General features: G+C 55.3%; 15 protein-coding genes. 4 read left to right on the forward strand and 11 right to left on the reverse strand.

From position 1 onward, the window contains the following. Nucleotides 1–72: 72 nt before the first annotated feature. Nucleotides 73–1,920 (forward strand): amidohydrolase, encoded by a 1,848-nt coding sequence (locus ACR0DH_RS12250; RefSeq protein WP_480548963.1) that lies wholly within the window; start codon nucleotides 73–75, stop codon nucleotides 1,918–1,920. Nucleotides 1,921–2,001: 81 nt separating this feature from the next. Here the strand turns inward: ACR0DH_RS12250 and ACR0DH_RS12255 are convergent, their stop codons facing one another. The 4 genes from ACR0DH_RS12255 to ACR0DH_RS12270 all read right to left on the reverse strand — a co-directional run bounded on the left by ACR0DH_RS12255 (nucleotide 2,002) and on the right by ACR0DH_RS12270 (nucleotide 5,491). After that, entirely contained in the window at nucleotides 2,002–2,241 is a 240-nt protein-coding gene (locus ACR0DH_RS12255; RefSeq protein ID WP_480548961.1) for a DksA/TraR family C4-type zinc finger protein, read from the reverse strand. 56 nt (nucleotides 2,242–2,297) lie between these two features. Further along, complete coding sequence (locus tag ACR0DH_RS12260; protein ID WP_480548959.1) at nucleotides 2,298–3,272, reverse strand: Gfo/Idh/MocA family protein; 975 nt, start codon at nucleotides 3,270–3,272, stop codon at nucleotides 2,298–2,300. Between the two features lie 141 nt (nucleotides 3,273–3,413). Next, nucleotides 3,414–4,310: an RNA polymerase sigma factor RpoH gene (gene rpoH, locus ACR0DH_RS12265; protein WP_480548957.1), complete on the reverse strand. Its 897-nt coding sequence runs from the start codon at nucleotides 4,308–4,310 to the stop codon at nucleotides 3,414–3,416. Nucleotides 4,311–4,456: 146 nt separating this feature from the next. Next, nucleotides 4,457–5,491, reverse strand: coding sequence for an RluA family pseudouridine synthase (locus ACR0DH_RS12270; RefSeq protein WP_480548955.1), 1,035 nt, complete (start codon nucleotides 5,489–5,491; stop codon nucleotides 4,457–4,459). Here ACR0DH_RS12270 and ACR0DH_RS12275 point away from each other — a divergent pair. After that, entirely contained in the window at nucleotides 5,490–5,795 is a 306-nt protein-coding gene (locus tag ACR0DH_RS12275) for a DUF6476 family protein (RefSeq protein ID WP_480541157.1), read from the forward strand. The genes ACR0DH_RS12270 and ACR0DH_RS12275 overlap by 2 nt on opposite strands. 12 nt (nucleotides 5,796–5,807) lie before the next feature. On the opposite strand, the gene ACR0DH_RS12280 is transcribed toward ACR0DH_RS12275, so the two are convergent. The 4 genes from ACR0DH_RS12280 to ACR0DH_RS12295 all read right to left on the reverse strand — a co-directional run bounded on the left by ACR0DH_RS12280 (nucleotide 5,808) and on the right by ACR0DH_RS12295 (nucleotide 11,467). Continuing rightward, nucleotides 5,808–7,712 (reverse strand): ATP-grasp fold amidoligase family protein, encoded by a 1,905-nt coding sequence (locus ACR0DH_RS12280; protein WP_480548953.1) that lies wholly within the window; start codon nucleotides 7,710–7,712, stop codon nucleotides 5,808–5,810. A 25-nt stretch (nucleotides 7,713–7,737) separates the two neighbouring features. Next, on the reverse strand, nucleotides 7,738–8,793 hold the full coding sequence (locus ACR0DH_RS12285; RefSeq protein ID WP_480541153.1) for a glycosyltransferase family 2 protein: 1,056 nt from the start codon (nucleotides 8,791–8,793) through the stop codon (nucleotides 7,738–7,740). A gap of 31 nt (nucleotides 8,794–8,824) precedes the next feature. Next, entirely contained in the window at nucleotides 8,825–9,487 is a 663-nt protein-coding gene (locus ACR0DH_RS12290; protein WP_480548951.1) for a class I SAM-dependent methyltransferase, read from the reverse strand. A 96-nt stretch (nucleotides 9,488–9,583) separates the two neighbouring features. After that, entirely contained in the window at nucleotides 9,584–11,467 is a 1,884-nt protein-coding gene (locus ACR0DH_RS12295) for a glycosyltransferase family 2 protein (protein WP_480548949.1), read from the reverse strand. A gap of 352 nt (nucleotides 11,468–11,819) precedes the next feature. Here ACR0DH_RS12295 and ACR0DH_RS12300 point away from each other — a divergent pair, with 352 nt between their 5' ends. Further along, entirely contained in the window at nucleotides 11,820–12,929 is a 1,110-nt protein-coding gene (locus ACR0DH_RS12300; protein ID WP_480548947.1) for a glycosyltransferase, read from the forward strand. Beyond that, on the forward strand, nucleotides 12,916–13,698 hold the full coding sequence (locus ACR0DH_RS12305; RefSeq protein WP_480541145.1) for an FkbM family methyltransferase: 783 nt from the start codon (nucleotides 12,916–12,918) through the stop codon (nucleotides 13,696–13,698). Before ACR0DH_RS12300 ends, ACR0DH_RS12305 begins: the two co-directional genes overlap by 14 nt. A 425-nt stretch (nucleotides 13,699–14,123) precedes the next feature. Here ACR0DH_RS12305 and ACR0DH_RS12310 read toward each other — a convergent pair whose 3' ends face one another. From ACR0DH_RS12310 to ACR0DH_RS12320, 3 genes are all read right to left on the reverse strand, one after another. Then, nucleotides 14,124–15,650: an FkbM family methyltransferase gene (locus ACR0DH_RS12310; RefSeq protein WP_480548945.1), complete on the reverse strand. Its 1,527-nt coding sequence runs from the start codon at nucleotides 15,648–15,650 to the stop codon at nucleotides 14,124–14,126. Nucleotides 15,651–16,253: 603 nt separating this feature from the next. Further along, nucleotides 16,254–16,880 carry a virion core protein, T7 gp14 family gene (locus tag ACR0DH_RS12315; protein WP_480548943.1) on the reverse strand — a complete coding sequence of 209 codons (627 nt, stop codon included), beginning with the start codon at nucleotides 16,878–16,880 and terminating at the stop codon, nucleotides 16,254–16,256. 4 nt (nucleotides 16,881–16,884) lie between these two features. Next, a partial coding sequence (locus ACR0DH_RS12320) for a hypothetical protein (RefSeq protein ID WP_480548941.1) occupies nucleotides 16,885–17,167 on the reverse strand: 283 nt, incomplete at its 5' end.

Below are 17,167 nucleotides of genomic sequence, written 5' to 3' on the forward strand. Positions count from 1 at the left end.
AACTGCGGCGACCGCCCTGCTGCGGTTTCTAGGTGCCACGTCAAATTGAGAAGTTACTGAGAGCCGATCTAAATGACCAAACATGTTTATGGATGCGCTTGTTGTAGCGCGGATTTCGGAAAGCTGTTTCGCTCGAATGTTGCTGTCGGCGACCTCAGGGAAAAGGCGGCATCGGGCGACGGCTGGTCCTGTAACTGGGGCTTTGATCTGGGCAGCCTCGGGCGGCGGGACTTCCTGAAAGGCGGTGCGGCAGCGGCAGGCCTCGCGGCTATGGTACCTGTGCAGGCTCAAGCACAATCCAACACGACGATCGTCTTCACGGGGGGTACCGTCCTAACCGTGGACGACAATTTTTCCGAGGCCGAAGCGATTGCCATCCGCGGCAACCGCATTCTGTCTGTCGGAACCGATGGCGAAGTCCGGGCCGTTGCCGGCGCAGATGCGCTTGTCGTCGATCTGGCCGGCAAGACCGTGTTGCCCGGTTTTGTCGATCCGCACACCCATGTGATCGCCGGGTCCGTCGTCGACGCGGTAATGGAATACGTTGGGATGGCGCGCTTTGCCACAGTGGCGGAGGTTTTGGATCATATAACCCAGCGGGCCGCTGGAACGCCTTCCGGGGAGTGGCTCGTCTTTCGGAATTTAGATCCTGCGGTTCAGGAAGGTCTGGATGAACTAACCTTCGCCGACCTCGACCCGATCTCGACGGATCATCCAATTTTTGTCTTCAATGCCTCCGGGCACCTCGCGTATGCAAACTCTACAGCCTTCGAAGTTGCCGGAGTGCCCGCGGACGTTGAGAACCCGTCGGGCGCTGAGTTCGTCCGCGATGCCAACGGCAACCTGACCGGCGTCATGAAGAACAACGTGTCTTTCCTGCAAGTCCTCGGAGCGTACCCGGCGCTTGCAACGACGGAGCCGGTGGACGCTGTCGTCGACTTACTGTCGAAATGGAGCCAACATGGCCTCACAACCGTCAGTGAATTGAGCCTCGGTGGCCTCTCGCAGTCGCCTGTGGATACGCAAGTACTGCTTGGCGCCGCCGCCTCCGGACGACTGCCGGCGCGCATACGGGCTTATCCCTTCTATACCATCGGTGCCGAGGCGTGGGACGAGGCTGGTGTGGTACCCGGCACCGGAAACGCCATCGCGCGCGTCACGGGCTACAAGCTGGTGGCTGATGGCTCTAATCAGGGCTTTACCGGCCTGCAGAGAGAACCCTATCTCAATTCCGACAGTCTTGGACTGGCCTATACCGCCCGTGAAGACCTTATCGACCTTGCCGTAGACAGAGCGACCAAGGGCTGGCACCTCGCGATACATGGCAATGGCGATGCCGCAATTGACAACGTGCTTGACGCCTGCGAGGCGGTCCGCGACGCGGGTGTCGACATGTCACGGGTCCGGGCGCGGATCGAGCATTGCTCGATTCTGCACGACGAACAGATCGCACGCATGAAAGACCTTGGGGTTTCGGCCAGCTTTCTGATCGGGCACGTGCACTATTGGGGCGTTGCAATGCGCGACGAGGTCTTTGGTGAGGAAAAGGCGCAATTGCTCGACCGCTGCAAGAGTGCAGAGGACGCTGGTGTTGGCTTTTCCTTGCATTCGGACTTCATGGTGACCGACCCTGTGCCCCTGCACATGATTGAGATGGCGGTCACGCGGAAAACATGGAAGGAGCCAGATTATGTTCTGGCCCCTCAAGAACGCATCTCAGTTGAGTCGGCCATCCGGGCGGTCACATCCGAGGCTGCGTGGCAATTGTTCTCTGACCATGAGATCGGAAGTTTGGAGCCGGGCAAGTTCGCCGACCTAGTGATCCTCGACAGTGACCCTCGCGCTGTCGACCCGGACAGCCTTAAAGACATCAAAGTGGTCGAGACGTGGATGGACGGGCGGCAAGTCTACAAGGCCTAGGTTACACTGTAATTTGGGTTCTGCTCTGGGCTCAAATCAGCCAAACTGACCTCACCTCAACTGACTATCATTCGACCCGCGTCAATTGATCCCACCGCGCGCCTTGAACGCCCCATCCCGCTCCTGCTGGCAATCCAGGCACAGTTTCACGCCCGGCAAGGCGGCGCGTCGTTTTTCGGGGATCGGTTCCTCGCACTCCGCACAATGAGTCAGGCTTTCACCCACAGGTCGCTTTTGCGCCTGCATCCGGGCCAGCTCGTCCGATATCGACGCCTCGATCTGTTCGCTTACCGCGCCGTCGCGTGCCCAACCGCCTGCCATGGGGTCTCTCCTGTGTTCAAGGCGGTCAGGATAACCAAGCCAGCAGGTAAGGCAAGTTACAGGGCCACGGCCCCATCAAAGACCTGATCAATCATCCGTTGCGTTCCGTGCGAGAATTCCAGCGGGCATGGGTAGTCGCCACCGTCGCGCACCGACCAGCAGAACGCCTCGATCTGCAGCTTATAGTGATCATCGCCCGGAAAGCGCGTGACCTGCATCTCAAGCCCGGGGCGGTGCAATTCCACCCGCGCCTCGCCAAAGACGCGCGCGTTGAACGGGGCGGTCAGGCGGATCACGCCGCTTTCGCCGTGAAACACCATTTCCTGATGCGGGTGCATCCGGATCGAGACATAGGCCGAATAAGTGAAATCAGGAAACTGCGCGCGGATTTCGGTAAAGATGTCGATATCGTTCTGCCAGCGTATCGCCGATTGAACGCTGTCGGGCTCTTGCCCTGTCGCAAACCGCGCCGAGCCGATCACATAGACGCCTATGTCCCGCAGGCCGCCGCCGCCTGTTTCCGCCTTATTGCGGATGTTTCCAGTATCCGCGCGGTTGTCGAAGCTAAACGCACCGGTCACATGCGCCAGCTTGCCGATTGCCCCATCGGTGATCAGTTTGCGGACCAACTGCCACTGCGGGTGGTGGACAATCATATAAGCCTCGGCCGCCAACAGACCGGTCTGATCGCGTTTGTCGATCAAGGTGTCGAACTCTGCGGCGCGCATGGTCATCGGCTTTTCGCACAGAACATGCTTGCCTGCGTCCAGTGCCTTCAGGCTCCATTCCACATGCATGTGATTTGGCAAAGGGATATAGACCGCATCGATCTGAGGGTCCGCCAAGATCGCATCATAGCTGTCATAGACATGCAGATCCGGGCAAAATGCCTGAAACGGGGCGGCCTTCGCCGGATCCGAGGTCGCAAGCCCATAAAGCTGTGCGCCGTCCGCTGCGTGGATCGCAGGGGCCAGATACTGTTGCGCGAATTTCGAGGCGCCAAGAACGCCCCATCGAACCGGATTCTGCATTTTCCCCTCCCGTTAGCGCAATCATAGTTGCTTTCTATTTAGCGGGAGATGGCGGTGCTGTCATGCGGCTTTCCATCCGATCAGCCAAAAGAAAACCGGCTCAACGGGGTTGAGCCGGCTCGATCTACATTCAATGTACTCTTAGGTCGTACTGAGCATGCCCTTTTCGCGGGCCAGTTCGCGCATCTTCTTCTGCAGCTTTTCAAAGGCGCGCACTTCGATCTGGCGAATGCGTTCGCGGCTTACATTGTACTGCGTGCTCAGTTCTTCAAGCGTGACGGCCTGATCCATCAGACGGCGCTGTGTCAGGATGTCTTTTTCCCGATCATTCAGCACCTCCAATGCCGCTGACAGCAGCTCTCGCCGTGCGTGCAACTCATCACGGGCCTCATAGTCGCCGGCCTGGTCTGCATCTTCATCCTCAAGCCAATCCTGCCACTGCATTGTACCTTCGCCTTCGGACCCGACGGTCGCGTTCAGCGAGGCGTCACCACCGGACATCCGGCGGTTCATGCTGATCACTTCTTCTTCTGTAACGCCCAGATCTTCGGCGATCTGTTTGACGTTTTCCGGCCGCAGGTCTCCTTCCTCAAGCGCACCGATACGTGCCTTGGCCTTGCGCAGATTAAAGAACAGCTTTTTCTGCGCCGAGGTGGTGCCCAGCTTGACCATCGACCATGACCGCAGAACGTATTCCTGGATCGAAGCGCGAATCCACCACATCGCATAGGTCGCCAGCCGGAAACCTTTTTCCGGATCGAACTTTTTCACGGCCTGCATCAGGCCCACATTTGCTTCGGAAATCACTTCGGCCTGCGGCAGCCCATATCCGCGATAGCCCATGGCGATCTTAGCCGCCAGACGCAGGTGCGACGTGACCATTTTATGTGCGGCTTCAGTGTCTTGCTCTTCAACCCAACGCTTGGCCAGCATGTATTCCTCTTCCGGATCCAGCAGAGGAAACTTGCGGATTTCCTGCATATAGCGGTTCAGGCCGCCCTCAGGCGTCGGTGCGGGGAGATTTGCGTAATTGGCCATATATGATGTCCCTCCGACAAATGTTTAGCTCTTTAACATAGGAGATAGGTAAGGAACCCACCCCTTTCAAGAGGTACCATTAACAGTTTGGAATTAAGCTTTGGTAAAGGAAAGATAAGAAAACCTTACTCACAGCAGTTTGCGGATTATGTCAGCGGCGCATGCAGAGTGTCGATCAAAACCTGCATATCGGCTGGCAATTCGGCCTCAAACCGCAGGTTTTCACCTGTGACCGGGTGTTCAAAGCCCAAAACTGCGGCATGCAACGCCTGACGTGGAAAGGCGCGCACCGCCTCGGCAGTTGCGGCGCTGAACGCTTTGGCCGCCAGCTTGCGTTTGCCGCCATAGACAGGATCCCCCACCAGCCCGTGGCCAGCATGGGCCATATGGACTCTGATCTGATGCGTGCGACCGGTTTCCAGCCAGCATTCGATTAGCGCCAGCCCCACAGGATTGCCAAAGCTCTCGACGACCCGTGCGCGCGTGACGGCATGACGCCCGCCATGAAACAGTACAGCCTGTCTTTGCCGGTCCGTCTTATGCCGCGCCAACTGCGTGGTTAGCCGCATGATGTTGCCTGGCTCGAAGCTTACGCCCTTCACCCCACGCAAGCGCGGATCATTGGCATCCGGCACCCCGTAGCAGATGGCACGATAATAACGCTCAACACTATGCGCCTCGAACTGGGCGGCCAACCCGTGATGCGCCGCGTCTGATTTAGCGACGACCAGCAAGCCACTGGTTTCCTTATCTATTCTATGAACGATACCGGGGCGCTTGACGCCACCGACCCCGGAAAGATCATCGCCGCAATGATGCAACAGCGCATTCACCAGCGTTCCCTTAGGCGAGCCTGGCGCCGGATGTACGACCATGCCCGCCGGTTTGTTGATCACGATCAGGTCGGAGTCTTCAAAGACAATCTCCAGCGGAATATCCTCGGGGCCGATATGGCTGTCTTCAGCCTCGGCAACCCAAATAACCACCGCAGCCCCCTCGGCCACTTTGTATTTCGGATCAAAAATTGCGACACCATCAATAGACACTGCGCCCTCTTCGATCAGGCGGGCCAAGCGGGTGCGTGACAGGCTCTCATCGGCTGGCACATCCCGCGAAAGGGCCTTATCAAGACGAGGCGGCGGATCGGCCGCAATCTGAAACTCTATCTGGCGGGTGCCCATGACTGTTCCTTCCGACCCCCAAGACGAACCGCAAGAGACACCGCAATTGCGATTGCTGCGGCGCATGGTCATGCTGCTGACCGCGGTGATGATTGGCGGGGTTCTAGTGACATTCGCACTGATTGTCATCCGCCTATCGGACCGCACGCCCACCCTGCCGGATCAGGTCGAATTGCCCGATGGGGCACAGGCGCAGGCGGTCACGATTGGCAACAACTGGTATGCCGTGGTGACCGACGACAACCGCATTCTGATCTTCGACAAGACAACCGGTAACCTGCGGCAAGAGATATCCGTAGACTAAACCGGTGTTGCTTTAGTTCGGGAACAGTCGCGTGCCCGTCCACGCATCGCCCAACTGAGTGTCCAGCTCTGGCGTGCGCATCTGGCGTTTCCCGCCAAACGGGCAGAGCGTAATCTCACCAAGGTAAATCTTGTCGCCAATCGCATAGAGGTCGACCCTTGCGAACTCGACCCGTTGGCCAATGGCTTCGGCGATCTGCACCATATCGTCATACCGTTCTGGCTTTGGCTCGGTATCTTCGCTGGTCTTAAAGTACAGCTCTTTGGGAATAAAGTTGAAATCCCGGTCGTGGATCATCTGCACATGCCCGCGCGAGCGGTCCCGGTCGACCTGAACCAGCTGAACCCGCCCGGCAACAACCCAGAATTTCCAGTCGATGATATCCTCACCTTCAGCGGCGAGGTCTTCTTCTATAAAATACCGCGTGTCGATGGTTGAATACCACCATTCGGCCGCCCAATAGCCATGCGGAACCGGGCTCTTGCTCCAAATTTCAAGGTTCCGGTTCGCGTGGCGCAATGCCTCTCCGGTTAGAGGCCATGTTAGACGAAGATTCTTTCCCTGAGCATTATTGCACTTAAGCCAATAACTTCCCGCACTGAGGTCAAGTTCGGAAAGCACTGGATCAGGTGAGACCCAATATCTCTGAACCGGCGTCAGCAAAGCTCTGGCCTCTTCAGGCACAAACTCCTCTGCCGTCAGCTTGTCCGCCGCACTGACAGCAGGAAACTCGGCAAAAAGCTTCATAATCAACAGTTTTTCAGTCAACGTGGCAGGCGCTGACAGGTCAGGCAAGTAGCGGTGATTTTTGGCAAACCGAAACAGCGACAGCATCAAAGCATTCAGTCGCGCGGGGTCGCTACCGTAGTGATCCCAACCGCGCAAATGACCAGGGCGCGGTTTTTCGTGCACTTGGTAGAGGCCTTGATCTTTTATTCTGTCCAACTCGCGTTGAGCAAACCTTAGGTAGTCTCGGCGGTCCGACAAAAGTGCAACGGGCATCTTTCCCTCCGTTGCCGCACTAATTTGTTCGTCGGTCACGCGCAGATCAGGAAGCACATCTGGGAACTGAATGGCCTTAGGAGCACCCCTGCCCTTGACTGGTAAAGGCGCATCAGCGGGCCGGATACCCAATCCACGCAGACGCCGATCCAGAAAGGAATGCCGCTTTATGCCTTTGGCAATCCACCACCGCATGCGGCGCCCCCAGAGATGCACGGCCAGTGTTTCTTCTTTGATGTAGGTGTTGCGAAATTCTCGTGCAGAAATGTCATTTGCTTGCCCCGTCTGACGAAACGGCAATGGATAAAAGACCGGCGGCGGGCTTGCGTGCTCTATCTCTCCATAATGCCTGAGAAACCAAGTCATAACGTCAGGCCCGTAAACGCTGTGATCTTGATCCGATGCGTGTGGCAGCTCCCCTGCCTGTTTCATCTTTTCAAGCCGCTGTCTCTCCTCGCCTTCAACCCAAGGCCGGATGGGAAACGAATCCAAGCTGTATTCGGTGTAGGCTTTCAACGCAGGACTGTCGGACGGCAAACGCATCACAGCGTTGCAAATTGTGGTTTTGTTGAAAAAACCGAAGATGTGATCCGCTTTTGGTATCGGCGCCAAAGCAATCACATCTGTATCGCACCAGAGGAAATCGGTTTTCTTCATCAACTGAAGTCTGAAAATATCAGACTGAGGCACCGGTGTATTGAATGTATTGCTCATGATGAACTTTTTGGGCTCATGAATCTCATTCGCCGATACCAGTTCAACGCCTTCGGGAACGTTTTCGACCTCGCCATAGTGGAACAGTACCACCTTGTGCCCATTCGCAACGAAAGACAGCAGACACATCTGCTCAAGAAAGCTCAGCGAGCCTTCCAACCAGAGCATTCCAATCGTCGGGAGCTTGGGGTCGACAACCATTGCGTTGATACTCCGGGGTCTTAGGTCACATTTCCGGTTGGTTTAGGCCAGACGGGCGCTGCACGTTTTCGCTTGTGACGCGGTCGCGCACGCCGCGATCCTGCTTTACAAAACTTGCGGCGGGTTTTTCCACAAGCCGTTGATATAGCTGCTCATACTCTGGGATCTGCATCAGATTCGAGATCAGATCCTTATGCCAACGGAATGCCTTACGATGCAATCGCTGAAGGGTTTCGTCTGATTTGAACTGCTCCAATATCTCGGCCGTTTCGTCCTGATAACGCAGGATGGTTTCGTCCTTGGAGCCGCCTCGGTTCCAGCGATCCCAATAGTCGGTTCCAAGTGTATGAGACGAATGATTTGCCCGTCCACGGCTACGCTTGGCCAGATACGCCTGTGTTGAACGCACGGCATAGTGGTTGATCTGTGCAATTTCAAACCCAAATGGCGGCGAAACATGATTGCCGAAGGGTGCGGGCTCTCTGGCATGCCCACCCGCCACGGACCGGAAGACGCTGGACTGGAATTCGGGTCTGGGATGTGGGTTGTGCAGACCGAAACGATTATAAAACTCGCCTTGCCGGAAAATCGACTTCACAAAACGACGCCCGGCCCCGCCCTGCTCAAAATCCAATTCACCGTCATCGAACTGCGCCGTAACAGGGGAATCGCGCAGTATGTGCCGACCGCTATTCGAGAATATCTTCCAGGGGATCGAGATCACATCCACGTCGGGCGTCGCCTCGATCAGATCGTCAACCTTGCGGTTGCCAACGTGAATATTCAGAAACTCGTCCGCGTCGCAAACATAAATCCACTTTGCGTCTTTCACGATCGGCAATCGACGCGCCTGTCTCAGGGCTGATCGATGAATTCCTCCGGCGCCGACCCGGTTGCGTCGAAATTCGACATGCCCAAGCTCCTGCAACCGTCGCAAGATACGGTTTGTCCCGTCCGAACAATCGTTGGTGTAGACGATGATCTTGTCAAAACCGAGCACCTTATGATGGGCCACCCATTCAAGGATGTAAGGCCCTTCATTTTTCATGGCCGAGATGACGATTTTCTCAGGGTTTTGCATCGGATGCGCTCGGTCTAAATGCTGGGTCAGATCAGTCCTTACTATCGACCTGAGGTTCGATTTTCTCGATCGCAATCTGCGCGCCCGCAATGGCTCTGATGCGCAAATGTCTTGGATATTGACCTAGGAATTCGTTCACAGCGCGGATGACCCCATCCCCCCACCAGCCGCGGCGATGATAATCGTCGAATGCCATAATGCCGCCAATCTTCATCTTGGGAAACAGCGCTGCCAGATCCGCCGAAACACCTTCGTAGGAATGGTCCCCGTCCACATAGGCAAAGGATATGCTTTCATCATCGAACAGGTTCAGAGCCGGGACTGAGAAGTCGCGTATAATGCCAACCTTCCCGTCTTCGATCTCTTTCTCAAACGACTTTTTGACCTTCTGGAAGATGGCTTCCATCTTCTCGTCCTCGGTCCGGCCGACAAAGGCTGTGGTGTGCGATTCTTCCCCAATATGTTTCCAGGGGTCGATCAGGAACAACTGACTGGGTTTCAGCAGCTTCAGAATAGTCGGAGAGAACTCCCCCTGCCAAACGCCGATCTCAACCGCGACCCCACCTTTGGGCAAGCGGGACAGAAAGGTCCGCCGGATGGCCTCTTTCGAGTTCTTGCGCTTGGTCGCCTTGTCCGCCTTGGGTTTGGGCTGGCTTCCCGGCGCTACGCCAATCACCTTGGGTTCGTTTGACATCTCGACCTCACTTCGCAGAAGGGTTTCAGCCCTATACCGAACCCGTTTTTGTTTGTTGAGCCACCGTTACCACGCCAACACCTCAAGAACCAGAATCTAAGTCTCTTCTGCGTTAAGTGGTGGTAACTTGTCGATCCCAAGCCACGGTGGTTGCAGGCTGGTTATCCTGTATCGGCTGGCATTCTGCCCCAGAAATGTGTTGATCGCCGCATTCATCCCGCCATATGAACCACCCCCGCGACGGCGATAGGTAGTGAAGGCGATGCTGCCCCCTGGGGCCAGCACACGGTCAATCCTGCGCAGCAAACCGTTCGTAACCCGTTCGGATCTAACTCCCCTGACGACCGCTACCCCAACAGAGTTCTCCTGGAATAGCTTAAGCATCAAGGGGGGCATCGCCCGATAGACTCGCAGTCGACCCGCAAGAATGGGGTCGCGAAAATACTCCAGAAATGCATAGAACGCGCGATCCAGCGCCTGTAACTCGGGATTTTGCGTTGTATCGGCACAGGCAAAACCGTTCCACGTCAGCCCCCACGGCGCCAGTATCGAAAGTTTCGAGACAGATGGCAGCGCCAATATTTCCTCGACAATTTCGGTTTCAACCTGCCCGATCAGGACCCAGGATTTCTTGCCACTGATTGATTTGAGAAAACTGCGTCGCTGCTTAGCGGTCCTTTCAATCTCGGGCGAAACAGCCGGAAGATGGCTTGTATCCTTTGGATCAAAGGGCACTGAAACCTGCGTTGGTTCAGTGATCTGTGCATGCAATGCGGCTGCTTGTTCATGCACGAAAGGCGTGTCCAACGCGTCCAGCCGCACGAACCAGGGGTAGTTGTTCGGCTTGGAGTTTTGTGCGTTCACCATCTGCCCAATGCGATTCCACTTGGCGACCTGCGCAAAAGTAACATTTGGGTCTTTGTAAGTTTGCGGGTCAAAGGACACATTGGCCTCTTCGACGACGCCCAGATCAAGGGCCTTTACATTCTGGCCGCCTTTGAAGCTTTTGTATTTCTTAACAAAACCAATGGCGGCCTCAGTTTCTCGAATTGCGCCGATCCGGTTCTTGTGAAACGCCACTGCCTGTTGGTGTAACGTATCCAAATCGTCGTCTGAACGTAGTCGCTCGTAGGTTTCGCGAAGGCGTCCAACTTTCGACAGGATCGAAGTTTCTTCGACTTCGTTGTAGCAGTGAAGGTGCCAATAGGCCTGTCCGGTGGTCTCCATCTTTGGATGAAAGGCTGTGGTGTTCACGTCGCCGCGGACGCGTTTCATCAAATAGCTTTCGATCGATCGCACGGCATAGTGGTTCATCCGAAACAGGCTGCCACCGAACCCCGCGCCAGTTGTCGAAAAGGCCCACCCCCTGCGACGCATCGCGGGCGGCAAGGGGTCCCCATCCCCGTCAATCCAGCCAAAACGCTCTGCTTTCTCGCGCACTGGGCCACGCGGGCGGTGCGTGCTGATAAAGTGATAGGACCCATTGTTTCGGATCAGGGATTTGAACGCACGCAGGTTCTGCGGAAGAACCGCGCCCAAATCGCAAGCTTTGGTGAATTGTTCGATCACAAAACGATCTTCAAAATCTACGACCCCGTTGTGCCCAAACAGTTGCCATAGCGCTGCAAACCCGTCGGCATTGGGTTGAGCCTGGAACAAGTCATCGAGAGTTCCGTCACCGATGCGAATGTCAAAAAACTCATCCACATCGCAGACCAGGATCCACTCGGCTTCTTTGTACCACGGATGCTTCATCGCATTTGTGTAGGCAGAGGCTTGAGGTCCGTACTCCCAAGGCCCCGGATTATCGATATGGGCCAGAAACCCAAGCTCTTCGCAGCGCTTGAGGATGGCATCGGTTCCATCCGAACAATCGTTCGAATTGACAATGAAATGCGTGAACCCGATCGAAAGATAATAGGCGATCCACTCAAGAATAAACGGCCCTTCGTCTTTCATCGTGGATACGACAAGTCTCATCTATTCTCACCCTTGGACCGCGTTCGGAGCTTCAAGACCGTAAGTAAAACCATGGCTTAGGTGGCCTGCGCAACAGTCTTGGCTGCTCAGCTTTGTTACGGGTCCATATTGTGCTTTGCAAGCGCGCGCACGTGATCGCATAGACACGATAGGTCAACAAATCCGCCCCGCCCCTCAAGATGCAACTTGCCACTTGGTCCGTGCATCGTGCACCACCAACAAAGGCATTAAACGGCTGTTTGTTGGCCGCATGGATGTCGCAGGCCGCGCGTCAGAAGCGGTTCCAGAAGACAGGCGGGCGCAGCATTTACATTGCTCTGCGTTGAAACGCCTGAAACAAGAGGTCGAGCACATGCCAACGATTTTTTCCAACGCGCCGCTGGGAAACAATCCGTATCAGCGCATGATCTACAGCAGCTTCACGGAATATGACGTCCGGGTTGTTCGGTTAAACGCCTTCTACACAGATGGATTACCCCCGATACAGGCCGGTGATATCTACTGGATTCACTGGGAAACGGTCGAATTTGGCAGCAGGAATGACATTCCCGCTGAGGAGCGTTTTGCCAAGATCGAAGCCGGTCTTGCTTCGCTTAGGGACAAGGGTGTGAAAATCATCTGGACGGTTCACAACTTCCACCCGCATAACTCGGGCAGGGATATGGACGCGATCCACAAAGGTCGCGCGGTGCTGGTGCGCCAAGCAGACAGAATTCACCTGCACACACCCCACGCGGTCAACTTGATGGCTCAGACTTATCGCATCCCACAACATATGATCCTGCGTGTCGCCCATCCCAGTTACCTGGGGGTTTATGAGCCTGCCGAAGACACTCTGGCTCAGCGCGACACCCTACCGCCTGCAGAACACCGCCGGTTCGTACATATCGGAAAAGTACAGGAAAACCGCGGCGGGCGGTTTATGTGGCAAGCGCTAAAAGCACTTAACATCCGCGAGCAAGCCTGGGAATTGGACATCGCAGGCGCTGTCATCGCAGGCGAGCGTCGGGGACAGCAGCCAATTAGAGCGATGCCCAATGTCCGGTTTCATGACCGGTATCTGCCGGATGAGGAACTGCGCGATATACTCGCCCACAGCCATGTGTGCGTTGCGCCCTTCAACCGTATCCTTACATCGGGTTCGGTCAATCTGGCGCTGACCTTCGGCCTTCCTGTCATTGGGCCAAATGTCGAGGCGCTCAGGGACCATCTGCCCGAACCCGCGCACAAGGCATTGTACACCGATGGCAAGGTACGGGGCATGATGTTCCAGATGCGAAAACTTATTGATATGGACACAGAAGAACTGTTGGCACTGCGCGCGGCTTGCATGGATCATGCTGTTTCAATTCGACCAGAAGTTCAAAGCCAGGCGTTGCGCGAAGCAGTGTTACAAGACACGCCCGCTGCTGACACACAAACCTGCTCTGCTACCAAGGGTGTCAAACATGCCGAAGATTGATGCATTCTCTTTTCGCCGACTGCTGCGATCCGTTGGCCTGAAAGTCGTCGAGTTCGAAACCGGCGAGTTTGTTGGCCCGCGGCCGGTCATGCGTCGGCTCAACTCTACTGGCCTTTCTGTCATCCAAGGCGGCGTGACATCAGCAAACCTTAGAAGTTTTGAATTCCAGGTCGACACAATCCTTGACGTCGGCGTCGATGCCGGTACGCCATTCTTGTACGAAGCATTTCCCGACAAAAAGTTCGTCCTTTTCGATCCAATTGAAGAGACCGCACAACGGGTCGCATCTTGGCGCGACCGTATCGATTATGACCTTCACATTGTCGCGCTGGACGCAGATGAAGGTGAGGTTGAACTAATCATTCCCACAACGGATCGCAAACGACGGTCCTTGGCGACAGTCGCGGGTTTTTCAGCGGAATATGAAAACCGTATCGTGAACATGGAAAAGCGCGTTGTCCCAAAGCAGCGCCTCGACAGCTATACCACTGACATCCCTGGCCGATTTGGTTTGAAAATCGATACCGAAGGCAATGAGCTGGCCGTGATCCGAGGGGCAAGGGAAACCCTGAAACGGACGGAGTTCGTCCTTGCAGAGGTCTCGGTGAAACGGCGTTTCAAGGATGGCTATCGCTTCAGTGAGTTTGTCGCCGAGATGGGCAAACACGGCTTTGAACTGATTGAGGCCCCGCGCCCGGTAGACAGAGACGCTCCTGATTGCGATCTCCTGTTCGTGCCATGGGAGTCGAAATGGTTCGATTTGGACTAAGTTGATGACCTGCCAGAAGCATTTCCAATGCTTCAAGACATCCCCTTGAAGTCGCTATGATGTTTCAGCGAAAGCCCCGCCCTTGCAGCGGGCTTGCGTCAGTTCGAGACCCCTCCGCTATACTCGAAAGGTCTGGCCTCGGTCGGCGAAGACCCAAGTTTTGGGTGCATTTTTCCGTTCACACGAGTCAGCCGAAAAATGATCTCTGACATGTTCGAGTTACGCCAATGAGTGCAAAACAACTCTGCTCCGCTGAGGGTGAATGACGGAGCTATCTTGGCAGCGGTGGCACACAAATCGGGCGCGGCCATCTTGAATTTGTACGATTTCGAAGAGATTACTAACCCGCAGTGCTTCGCGACAAATCCCCCTCATTTGCTCGACTCCGTGAATGCCAACCCAGACGCCCCACGCGCGTTGCCGGTTCAGCCAGTGACTACGGGATGAGCAAATGTGCGCGCAAATGTATGGTATTCAATGCCTTCAATCGGAACGGGATTTGCGGCATCACGCAAAAGCGAGGTCGTGACACCCCCCGGCAGTGCTTCATCAAATGTCGCAGCAGTGTAGCCTTCCAGATTACTCGCCAGCGTAGCAAACAACGCTTCGTCATTGGCAAAAGGTCGTACCGGTTTTTGCCGCATAGCGTCCGAATATAACTGACGGAAGTCATAGGCTTTCTCTACAAGCCGTCTGCTGGCACGCAATATTCCAAAGCGGCACGACATTTTGCGCTCGAACTGATCGAACAATTCATGCTGCATAGACGCCACTCTGCGTGGACCAGCACCAACCAACACCGATGTCAGCAGGTCCTGATTACAGGCTTCAAGCTCGGTAAAAAAATCTTTGAGGTCGGGCCAGTTAGGAAGCAGGTCGCTGTCGGAAATCAGAAAGTACTCGACGTCTGGCGCGGCCTGCATCGCGCGATACAGTGCATAGTCGCCGAACCTCCAACCAACCTTTCTTACTTCAAGAAGCCCATTCTCTCGAATCCAAGTCTGATCGAAACTCAATACCTGCTCATCTGGTAACTCTGGCGGCGCAGAATTCGTCGCATCATATGCGATACAGACAGGTCCCGGAGCCGCCTTTTTCCAGATGGAAAAGAGTTTGGCCTCATTCTCGGTCCATTTGTGAGCGCGAAAGATGAACATTGTCCTTTTGTCGCGCTCTGGCTTTGCCTGGATGTTCAAATCGGACGCAGTAGCGCGTTTTGCACATGCTTCCGCGCCGTACAACACAAGCTCTTGCGGGCGCGCCAGCAGGTTCAGATTGACGCCATACCGCCGAATCGAGTGCAAAACGCGGTATCCGTGCGAATGCAGAAGATCCAGCACGTCATGGTATGTGTCTATGACCACTTCAATCAGAATATCCGGGCGGCTGTTTGAAAGAGTTTCCTGCAACCCACTGAGAACATTTAACTCCATGCCCTCCACATCGATTTTCAGAAAGTCGACCTTCTTGGGCAATAGGTCGTCTCCCGGACGCAGTCGAATACCTGCGCCATCATTTTTCGACACGACCCGGCCCGCGCCCAGATTGTTGTCAGGGTAGTCGATTGCGTTGCCAACGGAGTCTTCATCGGACAACCCAAATTCCACGCAAGACAGGTCCGACACAGCCTCGAGCTGATTCAAAGCGATGTTCCGTTTGAGGATATCACACGCGACGGGGTTCGGCTCGAACAGAACAATCTTGGAGGGGTTCAGAAATTTACCCACGAAAACGGAGTGGTTTCCGACATTCGAACCGATATCGCAAAAAACGCCCCCGGACGGGAAGTACTTCTCGATGAGAAGTAGCTCTTCTACCTCATACAAGTTTCCGGCTTGATGACGGCGCTGGATATGATCGCGAGGATTCGAGATGTGAAATTTCAGCGTCGTGTTCCGAAAATTAACTTCGCTAACCTGTTCACTATGCATCAAGATCACCCTTTCGTCCAACCGCAGTTGCGATGAGCCGCACGGGACACGGTACGGCCCAAAATGTCCGTTACAAGCGTCTTAGAGAAAGCAGACTGGCAATGAAAGCTCTACGCCCAATCAAGAATGTGCCTTTTATCTGAAGTAAGGGTCATCGCGCTAAGCAAACTAAGGAATCCGCCCAAAAAGGATCGGTTCAGCCTGATTTAGGGGATAGGTGTGCTTTTCAAGTTTGGTGCGGTCGAGAAGCATCTAGAACAATCGAACTAGCGCCCTATATCCCTTATTTATAAAGGCGAAACGCCCTAGGGCAGCCTTCAGGTTTCCCCAAATGTGTGCTGTCCCAAGGGCTATTGTGTGTTGCGACGCCTGTCAAGCCACCTCGCTGATACATAGCCTTTCAGAGTGTATGTGGTTGATGATAACCACGACAATGGCTTCGCGGTGACGGTGGATGTCTTTCATTAGGTTACGGTTGTGGTGGTCCGTCGGTAGTGTGTTCAAGGATTACCCTTCGAGTTACCGCTAGATTTGCGTGGTAGACTTTTCGAAGCTCGCGAACAGCTTCACGAAACTCGGCTTCAGTTTTTGGGTCTGTGTTGATCGTCATTGCTCGTTCATTCCTTAGTTGACGGTGGTTGTGGGGTCGGATACCGGGTCGCTGGCACGGGCCTTCAGGCGGTCCCTGTAGGCATCCAGCACGCCAACACCAGCTTGCAAGCCGTAGCCCAATACGCTGGGTTTCTGGACGCTGGGTAAGCTGGCAGCAGTGCGCGTGTAGTTCGTCGCCAGTGCTTCGCGCTCGGCATCAAGTTGCTCAAGGCCGTTATCGAGGTTCATGTTGATGCGGTCGCGGTTGGTGGCGTGTTGTCCGTAGAGGTCACCCAGTAGGGCATCGACACTGAATCCGGTGACACCGCTTCCTGAGGCACCCACTTTGGCGGATGCTACGGCGCGTGTGGCGGCATCCTGATGGTCAAGCTGCTGTTCTGTGGCTGACGCGATCTCCTGAGACTGGCGCAGGTTGATGCGGTCGGCACCATCGACCATGTCTTGCCGGGCAATCTCTTTCAGGTTCGCGTTAGTGGCAGCTTGAGCATCGGCCTGAGCGCTTGCTTGACCATAGCCAGCCGCAGCGCTTGCGACGGAAAGACCGGCAGATACCGCCGAAGCGATAGAGGCAATTTTGGCGGTTGGGGCCGCTAGACCAAACGCTGCTTTCAGCGTTGGCAGGATGAGGGGTAAGCTCATTGGGTTATCCTTCAAATGTGGGTACGTCCGCACGCAGCAGGACAAGGTAAATGCGGTTGAACTCGTCACGGGCTGCGGTCTTCACGCGCTGGGCAACTTCGAGGTTGGCGCGGGCTTCGACGTAGTCCAGAGCCGCCAGTTTCGCCTCGGTTTCAGTACCGTCAAACTCGGCCATTCGGCTGGCTACAGCGTCGATTGATCCTCCCCCACTGAAGTGGTCTTCCGCTATGTTTAGGAAAACGGAGGAGACACATGGCCAACAAGCGACCAAAGCCGGAAGAGATTGT

The sequence above is a fragment of the Ruegeria sp. I1 genome, from assembly GCF_056532675.1.